The sequence below is a fragment of the uncultured Tenacibaculum sp. genome (assembly GCF_947494125.1).
In the GTDB taxonomy this organism is placed as follows: domain Bacteria; phylum Bacteroidota; class Bacteroidia; order Flavobacteriales; family Flavobacteriaceae; genus Polaribacter.
Genome location: NZ_CANLTU010000006.1, coordinates 158,619 through 180,489, shown reverse-complemented (window position 1 = coordinate 180,489; position 21,871 = coordinate 158,619). Strand labels below are relative to the sequence as shown.

The 21,871-nt window shown below is 28.8% G+C and carries 17 protein-coding genes; 10 read left to right on the top strand and 7 right to left on the bottom strand.

Going from position 1 to position 21,871, the window contains the following annotated elements; translation table 11 throughout:
- Positions 1-3: 3 nt before the first annotated feature.
- From Q0881_RS11680 to Q0881_RS11670, 3 genes are all read right to left on the bottom strand, one after another.
- Positions 4-2,757, bottom strand: coding sequence for a carboxypeptidase-like regulatory domain-containing protein (locus Q0881_RS11680; protein ID WP_299160391.1), 2,754 nt, complete (start codon positions 2,755-2,757; stop codon positions 4-6).
- Between the two features lie 22 nt (positions 2,758-2,779).
- Complete coding sequence (locus Q0881_RS11675) at positions 2,780-3,655, bottom strand: GLPGLI family protein (RefSeq protein WP_299160389.1); 876 nt, start codon at positions 3,653-3,655, stop codon at positions 2,780-2,782.
- 79 nt (positions 3,656-3,734) lie between these two features.
- Positions 3,735-4,568, bottom strand: coding sequence for a GLPGLI family protein (locus Q0881_RS11670; protein ID WP_299160387.1), 834 nt, complete (start codon positions 4,566-4,568; stop codon positions 3,735-3,737).
- Between the two features lie 245 nt (positions 4,569-4,813).
- Between Q0881_RS11670 and Q0881_RS11665 the strand changes: the two genes are divergently transcribed.
- The 3 genes from Q0881_RS11665 to Q0881_RS11655 are packed head-to-tail and all read left to right on the top strand — an operon-like array spanning position 4,814 to position 7,704.
- A complete protein-coding gene (locus tag Q0881_RS11665) occupies positions 4,814-6,361 on the top strand; it encodes a HAMP domain-containing sensor histidine kinase (RefSeq protein WP_299160385.1) in 1,548 nt (515 codons plus the stop codon).
- Complete coding sequence (locus tag Q0881_RS11660; protein WP_299160383.1) at positions 6,354-7,034, top strand: response regulator transcription factor; 681 nt, start codon at positions 6,354-6,356, stop codon at positions 7,032-7,034. Before Q0881_RS11665 ends, Q0881_RS11660 begins: the two co-directional genes overlap by 8 nt.
- A gap of 55 nt (positions 7,035-7,089) precedes the next feature.
- Positions 7,090-7,704, top strand: coding sequence for a deoxynucleoside kinase (locus tag Q0881_RS11655; protein ID WP_299160381.1), 615 nt, complete (start codon positions 7,090-7,092; stop codon positions 7,702-7,704).
- Here Q0881_RS11655 and Q0881_RS11650 read toward each other — a convergent pair.
- A complete protein-coding gene (locus Q0881_RS11650) occupies positions 7,701-8,438 on the bottom strand; it encodes an RNA methyltransferase (RefSeq protein WP_299160379.1) in 738 nt (245 codons plus the stop codon). The two genes, Q0881_RS11655 and Q0881_RS11650, sit on opposite strands and share 4 nt — an antisense overlap.
- A 73-nt stretch (positions 8,439-8,511) precedes the next feature.
- On the opposite strand from Q0881_RS11650, the gene Q0881_RS11645 reads away from it, so the two are divergent.
- The 6 genes from Q0881_RS11645 to folK all read left to right on the top strand — a co-directional run bounded on the left by Q0881_RS11645 (position 8,512) and on the right by folK (position 17,373).
- Positions 8,512-10,965, top strand: coding sequence for a BamA/TamA family outer membrane protein (locus Q0881_RS11645; RefSeq protein WP_299160377.1), 2,454 nt, complete (start codon positions 8,512-8,514; stop codon positions 10,963-10,965).
- Between the two features lie 97 nt (positions 10,966-11,062).
- A complete protein-coding gene (gene fbaA / locus Q0881_RS11640) occupies positions 11,063-12,130 on the top strand; it encodes a class II fructose-bisphosphate aldolase (protein ID WP_299160374.1) in 1,068 nt (355 codons plus the stop codon).
- A gap of 159 nt (positions 12,131-12,289) precedes the next feature.
- A complete protein-coding gene (gene accD / locus Q0881_RS11635; protein ID WP_299160372.1) occupies positions 12,290-13,147 on the top strand; it encodes an acetyl-CoA carboxylase, carboxyltransferase subunit beta in 858 nt (285 codons plus the stop codon).
- A gap of 127 nt (positions 13,148-13,274) precedes the next feature.
- A complete protein-coding gene (rpsO, locus tag Q0881_RS11630) occupies positions 13,275-13,544 on the top strand; it encodes a 30S ribosomal protein S15 (protein ID WP_299160370.1) in 270 nt (89 codons plus the stop codon).
- Between the two features lie 182 nt (positions 13,545-13,726).
- Positions 13,727-15,952, top strand: a complete 2,226-nt coding sequence (locus Q0881_RS11625; protein WP_299160368.1) for a polyribonucleotide nucleotidyltransferase — start codon at positions 13,727-13,729, stop codon at positions 15,950-15,952.
- A 290-nt stretch (positions 15,953-16,242) separates the two neighbouring features.
- Positions 16,243-17,373: a 2-amino-4-hydroxy-6-hydroxymethyldihydropteridine diphosphokinase gene (folK, locus tag Q0881_RS11620; RefSeq protein WP_299160366.1), complete on the top strand. Its 1,131-nt coding sequence runs from the start codon at positions 16,243-16,245 to the stop codon at positions 17,371-17,373.
- A 25-nt stretch (positions 17,374-17,398) separates the two neighbouring features.
- Here the strand turns inward: folK and gldC are convergent, their stop codons facing one another.
- Together gldC and gldB are read right to left on the bottom strand one after the other, a co-directional pair.
- Positions 17,399-17,737 (bottom strand): gliding motility protein GldC, encoded by a 339-nt coding sequence (gene gldC / locus Q0881_RS11615; protein ID WP_299160364.1) that lies wholly within the window; start codon positions 17,735-17,737, stop codon positions 17,399-17,401.
- Positions 17,737-18,702: a gliding motility lipoprotein GldB gene (gene gldB / locus Q0881_RS11610; RefSeq protein WP_299160362.1), complete on the bottom strand. Its 966-nt coding sequence runs from the start codon at positions 18,700-18,702 to the stop codon at positions 17,737-17,739. The genes gldC and gldB overlap by 1 nt, the downstream gene beginning before the upstream one ends.
- A 95-nt stretch (positions 18,703-18,797) precedes the next feature.
- Between gldB and nadE the strand changes: the two genes are divergently transcribed.
- Positions 18,798-19,586: an NAD(+) synthase gene (gene nadE / locus Q0881_RS11605; protein WP_299160359.1), complete on the top strand. Its 789-nt coding sequence runs from the start codon at positions 18,798-18,800 to the stop codon at positions 19,584-19,586.
- Between the two features lie 216 nt (positions 19,587-19,802).
- On the opposite strand, the gene dnaG is transcribed toward nadE, so the two are convergent.
- Positions 19,803-21,800, bottom strand: a complete 1,998-nt coding sequence (gene dnaG, locus Q0881_RS11600) for a DNA primase (protein ID WP_299160357.1) — start codon at positions 21,798-21,800, stop codon at positions 19,803-19,805.
- Between the last annotated feature and the right edge of the window lie 71 nt (positions 21,801-21,871).

Below are 21,871 nucleotides of genomic sequence, written 5' to 3'. Positions count from 1 at the left end.
TAATTACAAGTTATATTTTACACTTAAAACTCCAATTCTTGGTTGAATTACATAAGAAGAATTTGTTACAAAAATATCGTTACTACTATTTTGATTTAACCCTGTTGAATTTAATAAGTTAGTCACTCCTATTTTATATTCCCATTTACTATCTTTTTTCTGATATGTTAAATCTGCCCTAAGAAACCCATAACTATCAATTGAAGCTCCATTATTAACTACATTATTATATGTATACTTTGATGTAAATATAAACTCCTTTAAAAAGTAAGCATCAAAATTTAAATATGGGCTATGTGTTGTAAAGGTATTTTCTATCCCTCCTATATCAGATTTATTAATTGACACATTATATCCTATATCAAAATTAGGAGCTTCTCTAAAATTTGTACTAAACTTAGTTCTATATGATTGAGAAAAAGTTTTAGCTAATCTATTTTCTGTTAAATTTGTTTGACTATTGGTAATTAAACTATTTGATTTCGCATATGAAATATCACCTCCCAGCGTTAGTTTAAACTTTCTATAACTCTTTTGAAAATTTGCTCTTGCTGAAATTGTTTCATCAGGTAACGCTGAATTTATAGATGTTCTCACTTGATTTACTCCTAAAAACTCTGTATTACTTTTAATAACATTTTTACGTTTACTATAATTTATTGATCCATAAACGTTAGTATAATTAAACATATTAAAACTAAAATAATTTAAGTTTATATTATGATATAATGCGTTTTCCAAATCTCTATTACCTTTATATAAACTATTATAATTATTTAAAACATAACCTTCAGCTAATTGATTTACATCAGTAAAATTAGTTTCCATACTATATCTTAATCGTAATGTTTCAGATTTTTTTAAACTAATTTTCACAGAAGCATCTGGCAAAAATTTAGTAAATGAGTTTTTTGTTTGTAAACTTAACTGTGTATTTTTCGACACGTAATTATGTACGTTAACCCCTTGTGTGAAAGTAAATATCCCCGTTATAAATTTATAATGAAAACCTGCATATAAATCATTAAAAGTAAAATCAACATCATTTACTGAAGTTGGGTTTGTTATTCTTGTTTTATTCCCTCCTATGATTTCAAAAATATCAGAATTAAATTGCTGCGTGCTTAATGTAGTACCAAGTGTTATGTTTAAATTACTTTTAGAATTTATTACATAATAGTAATCTAATTTTGCATCAAATTTATTCGTCTTAATTTTTTTATTCTGTCCTACATTAAATGGATTTGCTGTAATATTTAACCCTATCAAATTAGCAAACGATAACTTTTCTAATTCAGCATTGTAAAAGGGGTCTTCATTTTGCCATAAATGCTGTCCTTCAAAAGCAAAAATATTTTTATCATTTAATGTATAATAATAATTTAAATTTTGATTGATTGAAAATGGATTTTGCTCTGAGACTTGATGAATCGGTACCACTTCATTATTTGCATTCAAATAAGTTCTTGATGAAATAGTTGATTGTATTTGATTTTGACTAGACACTTTTGTAAAAATGTCGTAATCTAATTGATTGTTTGCATTTGGTTTATAACTAGAACTTAATTTAAATAACCCTAAATCACTTTTTTGATTTGTTAAGTCCTGTGTTTCCTCTGTATCAATTATGGGAGGTGTACCAGCAGGCAAATTATTAACGTCAACTCCCCTGTTTACATATTCTCTTGTTGTAGTTTCTTCCATCTCAGTATCATTTCCTGAATAAATGGCAAATCCACTAATATCCCAAGTCTTCTTTGGAGAATAACTAAAATTTAAAGCTCCAAACCTTGATTCTATTTCTTTAGCTCTATTATTTTTTAGTGTTAGAAAAGAAATATCATTAGAACCAACATCAAAATTAGTTCCATTTCCAGCACCTCCTAATCCTCTAAAACCTCCTGTAAACTTAAAATAGTCTCTCATAGTAAATGGCACATCTCCTATATTATTTACATCTGTAATAATATTTAAACTATATTTTGGACTGTAATAAAATAATTTAGGATGTGCTACATATCTACTATCATTCATTCCTACACCCAATCCTGCAGTTATTTCTCCAAACCAAAAATTCTTTTTACCTTCTTTTAATTTTATATTAATCACAACATTATCTTCGTTATCAGTAACACTACTCATTTGTCCAACCTCACTATGATTTTTTAAAACCTCAACTTTATCTATTGCATTTGCAGGAATATTTTTAGTAGCTATTTTAGAATCTCCATCAAAAAAATCTTTTCCTTCTACCATCACTTTTTTTACAGTTTTACCTTCAACTTCAATTTCTCCGTCATCATTAACTTCTACACCTGGTAATTTTTTTAATACATCTCCTAACTTCTTTTCTGTTCCGTTTTTAAAACTATCTGCATCATACACAATAGTATCCCCTTTAACTGTAACAGGCATTTTATATGTAATATTTACCTCCTCTAAAGTATCATCTCCCTTAAGACTAATATTTTTGCTTAAATTAACTTCTTTAGTTTGGATGGATACATCTGAGGTTTTCATTCCTATATAACTTACCTTTATACTATATAAAGAACTCTTTTTCAAGTTTAATTTATAATTCCCTTTAGCATCTGTAAACCCATATGAATCTAACTTTTTTGTAACTTTATTAATGGCTATTACATTAGCCATTTCTAAAGGCTTCCCTATACTATCTTTCACCACTCCTTTAAGAGTAATTTGGGCATAAGTTCCCCATGTAGCCATGAAAATGACTATGATTAATATTTTTCTCATTGTGTGAATTTATTAGTTTTATTTAATGAAAGCCCCTTCCTCTTCCTCCTCGGTTTCCTCGTCTATTTCTAAACATTTCTCTCATATCCTCCATCTTCTTCTTCATTATTTCTGCGTATTCTTTTTTTGATACTTTCTTCCCTTTTTTTGGTTCCTTTAATTCTATTTTCTCCGATGGATTCATTGTAATTTCAGCGCAAAGAATAGTTGTACGTCCTTCATTAATTTCTAAAATCAAACCAGGCAAACCGCCATAATTACCAGGGCCATTACTTACTGGAATTTGAGGTGTATACCAAGCTGTTACTTTTATCTCTTTAGGCAATTCAACTTTATCTGTTACTTTTTTTGTCTTTAAAGTATCATTTGCTTTTCTTTTTGGTCTTCTTCTCATATTACGCCAATCTAGTCCATCTGTTTTTTTTACAAGAGTAGCCTTAAAACAGGTATAATTCCCTATTTGTTTAGTTTCATCTCCTAACATCCATTCTAATTTTTCTGAAGAATTATTAATTAAAAACTTTTTTCCAAAAGACTCTTTAGATTCTACTATCTTATTCTCTTTTATGTTTTTATATGTAACTCCCCCACTCATCATACCTCCAAACCGAAACCCTCTTCCTATACCTGGAGTTTCTAACTTTTCTTCTTCTTTATAAACAGATTCATTTTTAGTGAAACTCAATACATATGTTTTTTCTAACATACTCTTCATCCTTTTTAATATCTGTTTCTTTCGCTCTTCAGACATTTCTCTTCCTCCAAAATTAGAATCTACAGTAGTTTTAGATTTATACACTGCTTTTCCTTGAAAATTTGTTTGAGAAAATACTGTTATCGAAATAAATAAAAATAGGTATGACAAGAAACACTTCATTATTTTGACTTTTAATTTCATTATTAAAACTTTAGTTAACTAAAGTTAGACTAACAAAAATGCAAAAGGTTTAAGTCCTATTTACTTTTAATAATTAAAATTATCCTTGAATTTCTATACTAAAAGAATTGCCATCTTTACTCTTTCTTTTATTTTTAAAACGCTCCATCATATCTTTTGAGTGCTCATCCATAATTTTATCAAATTTTTCTTGAGTAACTTTTTTCCCTTTTGTAGGTTCTTTTATTTCAATTTTATCCGACGAGTTCATAACAATTTCGGTACATGCTATTGTTAATTTTCCATCTTGAATTTCTAAAATTAAACCTGGCAATCCCCAAAACTCCCCTGGACCATTACTTAATGGTATTTGAAGTGTATACCAAGCTACTGTTTCAACAGTAATTTTATCTTTTTTCTCTTCTCTTTTCCCATCCGTCATTGTAAAAGACGTTCTTGTTTCCTCCCTTTTTCTTACCGCTTTATAACAAGTATAATTTCCAATGTTTTTAGTTTCACTGGTCATTTCCCAACCATAATCTTCTAATTTATCTTTAATTAAAAAACGCTTTCCACTTATTTCAGTTTTATTAACATATCTCTTGTCTGCAATATTCTTATATAAAATATCGCTTCCTCCACCTCCTCCAATCGATACTATTCTAACTTCATTACCTCCAATTGCCTGAGGAGTAGATAATTTTTTATTTTGTGTGTATACAGATTCTGATTTATTGAAATTTAAAGTATATGTTTGTTGAAACTGCTTTTTTAGTTGTTCTTGTAACTGTTTTTGTATTTTCGAATTTCCTCCATGCGATTCACCTATTTCAATATCTACTTTTCTGTATGATTTATATGTTGCTTTCCCTTTAAAATTCTGCCCAATAACAGAAGTTGTTATTAATAATAGTAATAATGTTAATCGTATCATTTTATTTATTTTATAAGTTTTCAATTGTTTTAATCATCTTTTTTGTTACATCAATAGTCCCTCTAAGTCAGATAATTCTCCTTTTATTACATCTCAAATGTCTTCTTGTACGTAAACAAAGTAATAATACTGTAACAGTTTTTTACTTTACAAATATGTATACTTAAACACACCTTTTGAGTTAACGAGTGTTAACGAGTGTTAAGCGATTGTTTTTATAAACTTTAACACCTTATATTTGAAATATGAACAACCCAAAAAAGCATTGGATTTTATATTTAATAATCATTACAATACTAACCACTATAATGGTTCAGTTTTATTGGAATTATAAGAACTATGAACAAAACAAGCAACGTGTTTTAAACGAAATTCAAATTAGTTTAGATAATTCTATTGAAGTCTATTATGCAGATTTATCTAAACAAAACTTTTTTGCGATTGTAGAAGAAAGTGCTACTGAACTAGATAATAAAAAGGATACGGTAAGTTTTCAAATTACTTCTCTTTCTCTAGATATAGATCATGTAAAATCTAAAAAAGAGCAAACTATTTTAGTTGACTCTCTTTTTAATAATGCAAATAAAAAAATAAAATTGAGTTACAAAGATTCAAGCCAAAAGAAAAGATCATTTTCTAAAACAATAACTCAATTTTCAAAAGACGGTAAAAAAGGAATTCATGTAAAAAGGCTTAGTGACTCTCCTAAAATAAACTTTTTTAAAGGAAGAAAAGCTAAAGACAGTTTAAAGCTAATAAGAAGTTTAAATACTATTTGGATTTCATTACAAAATGATTCAATAAATTATAACCAAATTGATTCTATCTTTACTAAAGAGTTAAAAAACAAAGGAATTACTTCTCGATATTCTTTTAAACATTTTAAAAACGATTCGTTACTCTTTGACAACAGTAACAACAAACAAAAATCATTTTTAAAAGCTGAAGCTAAATCTACATACTTTAAACCAAGTGAGAAATTTCTATTAAACTATAGCAACCCGACTTATGAAGCTTTAAAAAGAAGCTTTACAGGTATTTTATTATCCCTACTTTTATCTTTAGCTGTTATTTCTAGTTTAATCTATTTATTAAAAATAATTAAACAGCAAAAAGAATTAGCAGAAATTAAAAATGATTTGATTAGTAATATTACTCACGAATTTAAAACACCAATTACAACTGTTTCTACTGCTATTGAAGCTATAAATAATTTTAATATTATTGATGATAAAGAAAAGACTAAAAAATACTTATCTATTTCTTCTATCCAATTGAAAAAATTACATCAAATGGTTGAAAAACTTTTAGAAACAGCCACTTTAGATAGTGAGAAACTACTTCTTAAAAAGGAAGTGATTAACATTGTTGATTTGGTTGAAAAAATCACTAGAAAACATCAGTTAATTGCTCCTAAAAAAAATATTTATTTTTCTAGTAATGTTTCAAATTTAGAAAGAGAAATAGACTCTTTTCATTTTGAAAATGCAATTTCAAATCTAATCGATAACGCAATTAAATATGGCGGAAACAAAATTGAAATTAATATTAACTCTCTTCTCAATAATTTAGAAATATCAATAGCAGATAATGGTTTAGGTATTGAAAAGAATCAACAAGAAAAAATATTTGAAAAATTTTACAGAGTTCCAAAAGGAAATACTCATGATGTAAAAGGGTTTGGAATTGGTTTATATTATTCGAAAAAAATTATTGAAAAACATAATGGTTTAATATCATTAATAACCAATTTTAAACAAACTGTTTTTAAAATTTCTTTGCCAAATGACTAAAAAAATAAAATTACTACTTGCAGAAGACGAGCCTAGTTTAGGTCAAATTATAAAAGAAAGCTTAGAAACAAGAAACTTTGAAGTTTTTCATGCTGAAAATGGAGAAGAAGCTCACAATATATTTATAAAGGAGCACCCAGAAATTTTGGTCTTAGATGTAATGATGCCTAAAAAAGATGGGTTTACACTAGCTAAAGAAATTAGAGAAGAAAATAATTCTGTTCCTATTATTTTTTTAACAGCAAAATCACAAACTAAAGACGTTTTAGAAGGCTTTCAACATGGTGGTAATGATTATTTAAAGAAACCTTTTTCTATGGAGGAGTTAATCGTTAGGATTCATGCTTTATTAAATAGAATAAATTTAAAGACAGATACTTCAAGAATTAGTATTGGTAAGTTTATTTTTAATCACACAAAACAAACGTTAACCCATCAAAATCATTCAGAATTATTAACACATAAAGAATCAGAATTACTGTATCATTTATCCCAAAAGAAAAACGAAATTCTAGATAGAACTTTTATTTTAAAAAAATTATGGGGAGATGATGATTTTTTTAATGCTAGAAGTATGGATGTGTTTATTTCAAAATTACGAAAAAAGTTAAAAAAAGATGAATCAATTCAAATTATAAACATTCGTGGTTTTGGTTATAAATTGATGTGCTAAAAACTTTTGAAATCCCTTTTTTTATGTAATTTTACCGTCTTGAAATTCAAAAACTATGCATGTAGCAATTGCCGGGAATATTGGCGCAGGTAAAACCACATTAACCAAACTATTAGCAAAACATTATAATTGGGATCCTCATTTTGAGGCTGTAGATGAGAATCCTTATTTAGATGATTTTTATGGAGAAATGGAACGTTGGTCATTTAACCTACAAGTTTATTTTTTAAACAGCCGTTTTCGACAAGTTTTAGAATTAAGAAAATCTGGAAAGAAAATAATTCAAGACAGAACTATTTATGAGGATGCACATATTTTCGCTCCCAACTTACATGCTATGGGATTAATGACTAATAGGGATTATAGTAATTATAGTTCTCTATTCGAGTTAATGGAAAACTTAGTTACTCCTCCAGATTTACTAATATACCTTCGTGCAGATATTTCTACATTAGTAGGCCAAATACACAAAAGAGGTAGAGAATATGAAAATTCTATTAGTATTGATTATTTAAGCAGGCTTAACGAGCGTTATGAAGCTTGGATTAGTAAATACAACAAAGGGAAATTATTAATTATTGATGTTGATAATTTAGATTTTGTTGCTAATCAAGAAGACTTAGGGTATATTATCGACAGAATAGATGCTCAAATAAATGGTTTATTTTAAATCATTACTCTTTTAAATTCACTTAACAAAATAGCTGTAGCAGTAGCTACATTTAAACTTTCGGTTTGCTGAATATCTCCAAATCGTGGGATGGTTAATTTGTGCTTTACAATTTCTGAAATTTCTTCTGAAATTCCATTAGCTTCATTTCCCATTACCAATATCGCTTTTTGAGGTAATTTTGATGTATATACATTATCACCATTCATATCTGCAGTATAAACAGGTAAAGTTGTAGATAATAAAAAGCTTGGTAAATCAACATAAGAAATAGTAACTCTAGTTAAGGACCCCATGGTAGATTGTACTACTTTTTGATTATAACAATCAACAGTATTTTTTGAGCAAACTAACTCTGTTACACCAAACCAATCGCATAAACGAATAATAGTTCCTAAATTCCCAGGGTCATTAACTTCATCTAAAACAAGAATAAAATTACTATTAATTATTTCTTCACTCTTTTCTGGAATTTTAAACAAACCTAAAACTTTATTAGGCTTTTTTAAAGTGCTTATTTTTTTTAACTCGTTTTCAGAAATTTTTGTAAAATCAATTCCATTAATAAATTCTAAAGAATCATCAGTAGTATATATTTGACTTATTTCTAATGAAGAATTTAATAGTTCTTTTACAACTTTTATTCCTTCAGCAACAAATAATTTTTGTTTCTGTCTATACTTTTTTTGCTGTAAACTAGTTATTAATTTCAGGTTGTTTTTAGATAAACTCATTAAATCTTTTTTAACACTTTTAAACCACTAAAAAATAGTATTTTTGATATTAAAAATACGAGGCGTAAAGTTAATGAAAAAACTTTCTTTCTTCTTTTTATTAGTTGTCTTATTCAGTTCGTGTAGTACGATAAAATATGTTAAAGAAAACGAGTTATTACTGACTAAAAACATTGTTTATGTAGACAGTACTAAAAACTCTAGTGAAAACATTACTGAGTTACTAAGACAACGACCTAACGCTAAAGCTTTAGGTATGCCTCTTTCTCTATATTTTTATAACCTAGGGAATCCAGAAGGTTCAAAAACTCCAAGTGAATGGGCAAAGAAAAACCCTAAAACATACAATTTCTTTAAAAAGAATTTTTCGGAAAAACAAAGTATTGCTGTGGCAAAAACCTTTATTGGATTTAATAATTGGTTTTTAAAAAGTGGGCAAGCTCCAATTATTATTAACGATAAAAAGACAAGAAGAACAGTAGCTAATTTAAATGCTTATTTTCAAAATGAAGGATACTTTAGATCTAAGGTAACTTCAAAAAAAGATATTATTAGTAATAAAAAAGGAACCATAACTTATAATATTTTAAGAGGAAAACCATCTTTTTTAGACTCTATTAGCACAAAGATATCCTCAGCAGTTCTAGACTCTTTATATAAAGAATCTAAAGAAAACAGTTTTTTAAAATCTAGCAAACAATACAAAGTTGAAAATTTTATAACGGAAGCAAACCGATTGGTAAAACTGTTCAGAAACAAAGGAATATATCATTTTAATGAAAACTATATTTTATTTGATATTGATACCTTAGAGAATTACAAAAAAACAAATGTAGAAATTAATATTTCTGATAGAGTTATTCCTTTTAAAATTCAAAAAGTGAAAAAAGTCAATGTATATACAGACTATACATATAATAAAAGAAATCAACCACATCAAGACTCTACATCTTTTAATGGGATTAATTTTTATGCTAACAAAAAACTAAAATACAATCCTAAATATTTATCACAATCAATTTTTATTAAGCCTAATTCAATTTACAGCGACTCATTAAAAGACTTAACACGTGCACATTTAAAAAGTTTAAAAAACTTCAAATCTACATCTATTAGGTATAATGAACTTAATAACGAAGAATTAGAAGCTTCAATATTTTTAACACCTATAGAAAAATACACTTTAGGTTTTGATACAGAATTATCTAGGTCAAATATTCGTAATTTTGATATTTCATTAAAATTCTCTTTAACAAATAGAAATACTTTTAAAGGTGCTGAAGTTTTTAAATTTTCAACTTTTGGATCTTATTTCAATTCTAACAATGGTCCCGGTTGGGAAGTTGGAGGGGATATTTCAATGGAGGTTCCTCGTTTTATGGCTCCTTTTGGCTTACACAAATTTGTTCCAAAAAGAATGTTTCCTAGAACAAAGTTTTTTACAGGGGTAGGAATTCAAAAAAATATTGGACTAGACAAACAAAATATAACCGTTGGAATTGATTATAAATGGAATTATAACAAAAGAAAATCAATTCAATTAGAATTATTAAATGCTCAATACATAAGGAATTTAAATGTTAATAATTATTTTAATGTTTATTCTTCAGAATATTTTAAATTAATAACCATAGGCCAAGTTTCTAATCCTGGTTTAACAGTCCCTGACAACATTCCTGGTAATTTTAATCAAATTGGAAATTATGCTTCACAAATAGCAAGCAACACGGCATACTTTCAAAACAACCCAGATGATTTAAAAATTCTTTTAAATATAATTGATAGATATAGAATAATTACTTCTGATTTTTTAATTCCAGAAATAGCATATAATTTCACCTATAATAACCAGAAAAATGCAAAAGATCAAAGCTTCTCGTTCTTTAAGGTACGTATAGCTAATTCAGGTAATGTCATGGGCCTTTTATCCAAGCAAAAGAATGATAATGGAAAAACTACTGTGTTCAAAATCCCAATAGCACAATACTTCAAAGCAGATATTGAATATAAAAAATATTGGAACTTAGGTAATAATACAGTACTAGCACATAGAACTTTTTTAGGAGCTATAGTAACCTACGACAAATCAAATATTCCTTTTTCTAGAAGTTATTTTGCTGGAGGCTCAAATGATATTAGAGCTTGGAAAACATATAATCTAGGTCCAGGAACACGATCAACAGGCTTAGAATACAATATTGGAAGTTTAAAATTCCTAACAAGTTTTGAATATAGATTTGATGTATTAGGGGCCTTAAAAGGAGCATTATTTGTTGATGCAGGAAATATTTGGGATATTACTAAATCAGAATTTACAGATACTGATGCAAAATTCAACAACATAAAATCTTTAGGAGATATGGCTGTCGGTACTGGATTTGGTATGAGGTATGATTTTAAATTTTTAATTGCTCGGTTAGATTTAGGTTTTAAAGTACATGAACCTTATTTAACAGGAAATAGATGGTTTAAGAACATGAATTTTTCAAGTTCGGTGTTAAATATTGGAATTAACTATCCATTTTAGCCTATTTATAGCGATAACGTTATCGTTATTTTTAAGTAAGATAAGTTTAAATTTTCTTATTTTTGATGCATTATAATACAACTAAAAATCAATTTTAATGTCTCATAATATAAAACCAGGTGTTGCTACAGGAAAAGAAGTTCAAGCAATATTTCAATTAGCAAAAGAAAAAGGATTTGCTTTACCAGCTGTAAATGTAGTAGGTTCAAATACTATTAATGCAGTATTAGAAACAGCAAAAGAACTAAATTCGCCAGTAATCATTCAGTTTTCAAACGGAGGAGCTCAATTCAATGCAGGAAAAGGACTTTCTAACGAAAACCAAAAAGCTGCAATAGCTGGAGCAGTAGCTGGAGCCAAACATATCCACTTACTAGCGGAAGCTTACGGAATTCCGGTTATTTTACATACAGATCATGCTGCAAAAAAGTTATTACCTTGGATTGATGGTTTATTAGATGCTAGTGAGCAATTTTATAAAGAAACAGGAAAATCTCTTTATAGTTCTCATATGATTGATTTAAGTGAGGAACCACTAGAAGAAAATATTGAAATTTGCAAAGAATACCTTGCTCGTATGAGTAAAATGGGAATGACATTAGAAATTGAATTAGGTATTACCGGAGGTGAAGAAGATGGTGTAGATAATTCAGATGTAGATGTTTCTAAATTATACACACAACCAGAAGAAGTAGCTTATGCATATGAAGAATTATTGAAAGTCAGTGATCAATTTACAATTGCAGCAGCTTTTGGTAATGTTCATGGAGTTTACAAACCTGGAAATGTAAAATTAACCCCAAAAATTTTAAAAAACTCACAAGAATATATCTCAGAAAAATACAACGTACCACATAATACAATTGATTTTGTATTTCATGGAGGTTCAGGTTCTACTTTAGAGGAAATTAGAGAATCTATTGGATACGGAGTTATAAAAATGAACATCGATACAGATTTACAATATGCATTTACAGAAGGTATTCGTGATTATATCTTAGATAAAAAAGACTATTTAGCAAGTCAAATTGGAAATCCAGAAGGAGCTGACTTACCAAACAAAAAATATTACGACCCACGTAAATGGTTACGAGAAGGTGAACAAACTTTTAAAGCGCGTCTTAAAAAAGCTTTTGAAGATTTAAACAATGTAAACACCTTATAAGCAACTTAAAAACAACAAACTAAAGCATCTAAAATAATCTAGATGCTTTTTTTGTTGCTCATAAAAAGTAAAGTTCATAAAAATCTTTTACATTTGTAGCCAACTCTTTTCAGAAAAAAAGAGTTAATTACAAACAAACAACAAAACATAAACTAAACTATGGCTTGGTTTAAACGTAAAGACAAGGGAATTCAAACTCCTACCGAAGAAAAAAAAGACACTCCTAAAGGCTTGTGGTATAAAACCCCAAGTGGAAAGGTTATTGATACAGAAGAATTAAAGAAGAACTTATATGTAAGTCCAGAAGATGGCTACCATGTTCGTATTGGAAGTAATGAATATTTTGAATTATTTTTTGATGAAAATAAATTTGAAGAATTAAATTCAAAATTAACAGCCAAAGATCCTTTAAAATTCGAAGACACAAAAAAATATCCAGATCGCTTAAAAGCAGCACAAAAGAAAACAGGATTAAAAGATGCTGTTCGAACTGCTGTTGGTAAATCTCAAGGAAAAGATATTGTTATTGCTTCAATGGATTTTGCTTTTATTGGAGGTTCAATGGGAAGTGTTGTAGGAGAAAAAATAGCTAGAGCTATTGATTATGCAATTCAACATGAATTACCATTTTTAATGATTTCTAAATCTGGTGGTGCTCGTATGATGGAAGCTTCATTATCATTAATGCAATTAGTAAAAACATCAGCAAAACTAGCACAGTTAGCAGAATCTAAATTACCATACATATCATTATGTACAGATCCAACTACTGGAGGTACAACTGCTTCATTTGCTATGTTAGGAGACATTAATATTGCAGAACCTAACGCTTTAATAGCCTTTGCTGGACCTCGTGTAGTAAAAGATACTACAGGTAAAGAATTACCGGAAGGGTTCCAACGTTCTGAATTTGTATTAGAACATGGTTTTCTAGATGGTATTTACGAAAGAAAAAATTTAAAAAAGCAGGTAAATTTATATATCGATTTAATTCAAAATCTACCTGTAAGAGCATAATAAAAAAGCTAGCTAACGCTAGCTTTTTTATTTCTACTTCCTTTTTATCAATCTAAAAAATAATTGTACATTTGCAGCTTCAATGTAAAAGCATTGTGTACATTAAAATCATTTAAACAATATTGGTATGTATTTAACTAAAGAAGTAAAGGAAAGCATCTTTACAAAACATGGTAAAGGCGCAAACGATACTGGTTCTTCAGAAGGACAAATCGCATTATTTACGCACAGAATTAATCACTTAACTGAGCACTTAAAGCAAAATCGTAAAGATTATAACACAGAGCGTTCATTAGTAAAGATGGTAGGTAAGCGTAGAAGCTTATTAGATTACTTAAAGAAAAAAGAAATCAACAGATATCGTGCGATTATTAAAGAATTAGGAATTAGAAAATAATTTCCACCAAAAAGAGGCTCTATAAACGTGCCTCTTTTTTATTTTACAAAAAATTCATTTCTGACTAACAAACAGAAATTTATATAAAAAGTCCAAGATTACTAACAACAATTTTGGTTTTCCATTGGAGATACAACAACACAACAACAACAAACAAATTAAAAATTTAGAATTAAAAATTTATGATTCCAAAAGTATTTAGAGAGGTCATTGACCTTGGAGATGGAAGAACCATCTCATTAGAAACGGGTAAGTTAGCAAAACAAGCCCACGGTTCAGTTGTTGTTCAGATGGGAAAAGCGATGTTATTATGTACAGTTGTATCTAACTACAAGCAATCTGATGTTGATTTTTTACCATTAACTGTAGATTATAGAGAGAAATTTGCAGCTGCAGGTCGTTACCCAGGAGGTTTCTTTAAAAGAGAAGCTAGACCTAGTGACGGAGAAGTATTAACTATGCGTTTAGTGGACCGTGTATTACGTCCATTGTTTCCAAAAGATTACCATGCAGAAACTCAGATAATGATTCAATTAATGTCTCATGATGAAAATGTAATGCCAGATGCTTTAGCTGGTTTAGCTGCTTCAACTGTGATTCAATTAAGTGATATTCCTTTTGAAACACCTATCTCTGAGGTAAGAGTTGCAAGGGTAAATGGGGAATTTGTAATCAACCCAAACAGAGCTCAATTAGCAGATGCTGATTTAGACATGATGATTGGTGCTTCCGCTGACTCAGTAATGATGGTAGAAGGTGAAATGGATGAGGTTTCTGAAGAAGAAATGGCAGATGCAATTAAGTTTGCACATGAGGCTATAAAAATACAATGTGCTGCTCAAGTTCGTTTAGCAGAAGCTTTTGGAAAGAAAGAAACTCGTGAATATGACGCTGAAAGAGAAGATGAAGAATTAGCAAAAAAAATTCATGATGCCGCATATCAAAAATGTTATGATATTGCAAAAAAAGGAACTTCTAAATCAGAAAGAAGTTTAGCTTTTTCAGAAGTAAAAGAAGAAATTACAGCTTCATTTTCAGAAGAAGAAATTGAAGATTACGGAAAGTTAATTGGTAAATACTTTAATAAAGCACAAAAAAATGCTGTTAGAGAATTAACTTTAGCTGAAGGTTTACGTTTAGATGGACGTAAAACAACAGACATTAGACCAATTTGGTGTGAAGTAGATTATTTACCATCTACACATGGTTCTTCTATCTTTACTCGTGGAGAAACTCAAGCTTTAGCTACTGTTACTTTAGGAACTTCTAGAGAAGCAAATCAAATAGATATGCCATCTTACGAAGGTGAAGAAACATTCTATTTACACTATAACTTCCCTCCTTTTTGTACAGGTGAAGCACGTCCTTTAAGAGGAACTTCACGTAGAGAGGTTGGACACGGTAACTTAGCACAACGTGCTTTAAAAGGAATGATCCCTTCTGATTGTCCTTATACGGTACGTGTTGTATCTGAAGTATTAGAATCTAACGGTTCTTCTTCTATGGCAACAGTTTGTTCAGGAACTATGGCATTAATGGATGCAGGTGTTCAGTTAAAGAAACCAGTTTCTGGTATTGCAATGGGATTAATTTCTGATGGTGATCGTTATGCTGTTTTATCTGATATTTTAGGTGATGAAGATCACTTAGGTGACATGGACTTTAAAGTAACTGGTACTGCTGATGGTATTACTGCGTGTCAAATGGATATAAAAGTAAAGGGATTATCATATGAAATTTTAGTAAATGCATTAAAACAAGCTCGTGAAGGTCGTTTACATATCTTAGAAAAATTAACTGATACAATTGCACAACCAAGTGAAGATGTAAAAGCTCACGCTCCTAAAATGATTACCAAAAGAATTCCTAATGAATTAATTGGTGCATTTATTGGTCCAGGTGGTAAACATATTCAAGAATTACAAAAAGAAACTGAAACTACAATTGTTCTTACTGAAGATCCAGTTACTGAAGAAGGAATTGTTGAAATTTTAGGAACAAGCCCTACTGGTATAGAAAAAGTTATTGCTCGTATAGAGTCTATGATGTTTAAACCAGAAAAAGGTTCTGTTTACGAAGTTAAAGTAATTAAAATGTTAGATTTCGGTGCTGTTGTAGAATATATAGAAGCTCCTGGAAATGAAGTTTTATTACACGTTAGTGAATTAGCTTGGGAACGTACAGATAATGTTTCTGATGTAGTTAAAATGGGTGATATCTTAGATGTTAAATACTTCGGATTAGATCCAAGAACTCGTAAAGAAAAAGTATCTCGTAAAGCATTGTTACCAAAACCTGAAGGTTATGTTGCTAGGCCTCCAAGAGATAATAATAAAGGTAGAGACAATCGTGGTCGTGATAATCGCCGTGATGATAGAAAACCTAGAGAGAATAAAAAAGAAGAATAAAAATTTCTTCTTTCATAAAAAAAGGCAACCAAATTTGGTTGCCTTTTTTTATGAAAATTATTTATACTTTCTTTTAAACAAAAAAAGGCTACTGTAAAATTAGTAGCCTAAGAAGAGTATGTTTTGATTATTCCCCAATAATCTAATAAAAAACTTCACTCTATAAAGAAATTCAGTATTAAAACAAGTGTAAAGTATTTTACCCTACCCAATTTTTAAAAAAAAATAAAATAAAAAATATATTTTTTAACTCATGTTATTCAAGTTTTATTTTTCTTTGCATTCTACACATGAAAATACAACGAATTACATATTTATCTTTAGGAACTAACCAAGGTAACAAGTTAGAAAATATTCAAAGTGCAATCAATTTAATTGCAGATCAAGTAGGTGCTGTACAAAAAATAGCTACTATTTATGAAACCCCCTCTTTAGGCTTTGATAGTGCTAATTTTTATAACACGTGCATTAAAATTTCTACTTATTTACCTCCTGAAACTTTAATAAAAAAATTACTTTTTATTGAAAAAGAGTTAGGTCGAATTAGAAATACTTCTAAAGGATATTCAGACAGAGTTATTGATATTGACATTCTGTTATTTGATGATGAGATAATTTTTTCAAAAAACCTAATTGTTCCCCACCCAAGAATGTTGGAACGAAAATTTGCGCTTGTTCCTTTAGTTGAAATTGCTAGAAACACAATTCACCCTATAGAAAAAAAACATTTATATATTTGTCTCGAAAATTGTATTGATGACTCAATAATAACACCTATTAAAGACCAATTAAAAAGACCAATACCTATTACAGAAAAATACAATTATATTGCTATAGAAGGAAACATTGGAGCTGGAAAAACCTCGTTAGCCAATATGATGTCTGATGAATTTAATGCAAAAATTGTATTAGAACGTTTTGCTGACAATCCATTTCTACCAAAGTTTTACGATGATAATGAACGATATGCATTTCCTTTGGAAATGAGTTTTTTAGCTGACCGATATCAGCAATTATCTGATGATTTAGCTCAGTTTGATTTGTTTAAAAACTTTATTGTTTCTGACTACTATATATTTAAATCGTTAATTTTCGCCCAAATTACGTTACAAAAAGACGAATATAAATTGTATCGAAAAATGTTTGATTTAATGTACAAAGAAATAACTAAGCCTGATTTATACGTTTATTTATATCAAAATACAGAACGTCTACTGCAAAATATCAAAAAACGAGGAAGAGAATATGAACAAAATATAGAAGCCAGTTATTTACAAAAAATACATGATGGTTATAGTAATTTTATTAAAACTGAACCTGCCTTAAATATTTTAATTATTGATGTTTCTGATTTAGATTTTGTTAACAAACCAGAAGACTATCATTTTATCATTAATAAAATTAAAAATCATACCGCATAAAAAAAGCAGCTTAAAAGCTGCTTTTTTATTTTTTTACTAACTCTAGCTTTTCAGCAAAATAATCGCAAAAATCTCGCATTGTTGCACTCATTTTATCATCATTAGTAGCTCTTTCAAATGAACCTGCCATAGACACTAGTGTTTGATGAAAAAATTGTTTCATTTCATCTACAGGCATATCTTTAGTCCATAAATCCATTCGTAATGTATCTTTTTTCTTATGATCCCAAACCGATAACATAATTGCCTTTGATTCTTCATTTTTTATTCCTCCATCTTCAGCATTCCATGAAATCTCTTCTGGTATTTTATTTTCGTCTAACCCTACTTTAAATGTAATTTTCGAAGTATGTTCTATCGCCATTATCTCTTTGGTTTATATTTTGATTCTTTAAATATTGTTTCTTCGTCCCTTTGTAATAATTCACGCAAAGATACATCATTCTTTTGCATATATGAGCGTACTATTTGCCAACCAACCCATTCTCCTACTCTTCCTGGAGATTGATTATCTCCTTCCATATAAAACTTAGAAAAAGGTGCTAAATTTAAAAACCTTTTATCGTTTTCTTTATTTGTGCTGTATAGTATATCTTTCTCTATGAAATATTTCCATATTTCTTCTTCATTATTTACAGCCCAATCAAATTTAACTTTTGAATATCCTATTTTATTTTCATCTAAAACATTTGGTAAATACGCATCCAATAAATACATTTTCTTTCCTTTATAAATCATTTTATCTATAAAACGTCTTGATTTACTTGGGTACATTTGTTTATTTATTATAGCTATAGCTGCATCAACAATAACATTCTCTTTCTTATTATTTTGCTTAACATATTCTGGGTAATCATTATAAAATTCATGGTTTTTACCTAAATAAGAATCTAGTGAAATTAACATTAAACTATCTTGATAAATAATACGATTATCGTAATCTATGTTTGTAAGCATTGTTATTACTTTTGGACTTATAAACTTTGGATTATAATATTTAACATGTTTAAATAATGAAGTTAGTTCTAATTCTAATTCATTTATATTATTAAATATTAATTGAGTTTCATTAAATAATTCTTGTTCATCCTTATCTACTCTTTTGCTTAACCATATACTATCATGAACATTTAAAGGAAAAAGCAAAGGATATTCCTCTTTTAATTCATTTAATCCTTTTTCTGATTCTTTATAAAAATCTATATCAAAACGATTAATATTTACATTAACTTTTATATTAGAAACATCTACTTTTAATTTAGGCTCTACTTCTTTTTTACAAGAAATTGTTCCTAAAACTAAAACACAAAGTGCTAAAAATTTTCTCATGAACTTTAGTATATTTACATTCAAAATTACAACGTCTAAATTACTAAAATAGTTTATATCATCTTTATATAAATTCTTATAAAACATCTCTAATTATGAATACTCCTAAAGTAACTGAACACATTATTCAATGGTTAAAAAACTACGCTAATAATGCTAAAGTTAATGGTTTTGTTGTTGGTATTTCTGGTGGTATTGATAGTGCTGTTACTTCTACTTTATGTGCAAAAACTGGACTCCCTACATTATGTGTTGAGTTACCTATTCATCAAGCAGAAAGTCAAGTAAATAGAGCTAACGAACATATTAAACAATTAAAAGAACGTTTTAATAATGTAAGCGAAGCTGAAGTTAATTTAACTTCAACATTTGAAGATTTTAAAATGGTAGTTCCTAATATTGAATCTTCTGTAAAAACTGATTTAGCTTTAGCTAATACTCGTGCTCGTTTACGTATGACAACTTTATATTACTTTGCTGGCTTGCATGGTTTATTAGTTGCTGGTACTGGAAACAAAGTTGAAGATTTTGGGGTTGGTTTTTATACTAAATATGGAGATGGTGGTGTTGACTTAAGCCCTATTGCTAGCTTAGTAAAATCTGAAGTTTATGCTTTAGGAGAATACTTAAACGTTCCTAAATCCATCCAAAACGCACAACCTACTGATGGTTTATTTGGAGATAGCAGAACAGATGAAGATCAAATAGGAGCTTCGTATGATGAATTAGAATGGGCTATGCAAATGCAAGAAATAGGAAAAACAAATGATGATTTTTCAGGTAGAGAATTAGAAGTATATAAAATATATACTCGTCTTAACCGAATTAATCAACATAAAATGATTCCTATTCCTGTTTGTGAAATACCTTCTAATTTAAAGTAAATTAACCAACATCATTTGTCGTTTAATCTTTTGGTAAGTACGCTTTTTTTGCCCGTTAGATATTTTAAACGGCAATAAAATGAGCAACCTAAGTAGCTCGAAAAATTGCAGCAATTTTCTCATAATTTTTGTTCTTTCTAGTTCTTTCTTCGGGATAAAGTTACAAAAAAAAACATACAACTGTTAACTTATGTTAAATTATAACAGAAGTTAATCTTAAACCACACGGTTTAATTTTTCAAAAAGGCGCTTCTTTAAATCTGTATAATTTGAAATTTCTTCCAAATCGGGCATTGTATTTTGCGCTTGAACTTCTTGTAAAATTTCTTTAATTTTCTCTTCTATTAAAACTCTTCTTAGGTTTAGTACTGCATCAGACACTAATTTAGGAAGCACTTTTATTGTATCTGTTACAAATACTTCTTTTCTTTCCCAATCACTTAAAGAATATTTTTCTTCGTCCATTAAAACATTAGTAACTAAATTAGATATATTAGTATCCTTATGCATTATTAATTGATCTATAGATATTTTCTCTTCCTGATTTAATTGATGAATCAACTCATAATAAGTCAACTTAAACACTTCATTTGTAAATTCAATTTCATCTTCTTGCAAGTTTAAGTATAGTTCATTACAAACCGAATTTTGATATTCTTCCTTTTCCAAAAATGGCCTACCCTTATCATCTACTGCATCTACCCAATTTACAAAATCTATTACTTCATTTCCGTAAAGTAATAATATTCTAATTATTTCTTTTTCAAGAATATTCAGTTGATCTATTTTTTGATTTGCTTTCCCTTTTCCTTTAACAATCCCCATTCTAGGTTGTTCCTTCTCTTGTAAACGTTGAGAATCGGAATGAGCATTATGAGAATGCCCACCTTTAGTCCCTGCACTTTTACTTAAAAGCTGTGCTAACTCACTAAACAAAACTCTTTCAGATATATCCATTATGCTAGCACACTCTTGTACATACACCTCTCTTTGAATTCCATCTGGTATTTTTGAAATACTAGTTACAATATCTCGAATTAACCCTGCTTTTTTTACTGGGTCATTGGCTGCTTCTTTCATTAACAAAGACACCTTAAACTCAATAAAATCTTGTGCTTTATCTTCTAAATATTCTTTTAATTCTTTACTTGAATGTGATTTCGCAAAACTATCTGGATCTTCTCCTTCTGGAAAAGAAACTACTTTTACGTTCATACCTTGCTCTAAAATTAGATCAATACCTCTAATTGAAGCTCTAATTCCTGCTGCATCACCATCAAATAAAACTGTAATGTTTTTTGTTAAACGATTTACTAAACGAATTTGATCTGATGTTAGTGCAGTTCCTGAAGATGCTACCACATTTTCAACTCCTGACTGATAAAAAGATATTACATCTGTATATCCTTCTACTAAAAAACAATTATCTTGTTTTGCTATCTCTTTCTTTGCATGGTAAATTCCATATAAAATTTTACTCTTATGGTAAATATCACTTTCTGGTGAGTTTAAATATTTAGCTGCCTTTTTATCATTAGTAAGTATTCTTCCTCCAAACCCCAGAATACGCCCTGACATACTATGAATTGGAAACATTACACGACCTTTAAAACGGTCAAATTTTCTATCTTGAGTTCCTCCTTCTTTGACAATAGTTAAACCTGTAGACTTTAAATACTTTAAATCATATCCTTTGCTTAATGCTGTATTGGTAAAATTATCCCACTCATCTTTACAATATCCTAAATCAAACTTTTCTATTATATCTTCTCTAAATCCTCTTTCTTTAAAATAAGATAACCCTATAGCTCTTCCTTTTTGGCTATTCATTAACACATCATGAAAGTAATCTTTAGCATATTTTGAAACTAAAAACATACTTTCACGCTCATTTATTTGCTGTTTTTGCTCGTCTGATTGTTCAGTTTCCTCAATTTCAATATTATATTTTTTAGCTAACCACTTAATAGCTTCCGGATATGTGTAATGTTCATGTTCCATTAAAAAAGAAATTGCATTCCCTCCTTTTCCTGTACTAAAATCTTTCCAAATTTGTTTTACTGGAGACACCATGAATGAAGGAGTTCTTTCATCTGTAAAAGGGCTTAACCCTTTGAAACTACTTCCAGATTTTTTTAGTTGCACAAACTCACCTATCACCTCTTCTACCCTAGCAGATTCAAATACTTTTTCTATCGTTTGTTGAGTTATCATTTACTATTAAAATTTCGATTTCAAAGATAATGTTTTTAAAAATTTTCTTTTTTAAAAAAATAAGAGTATTT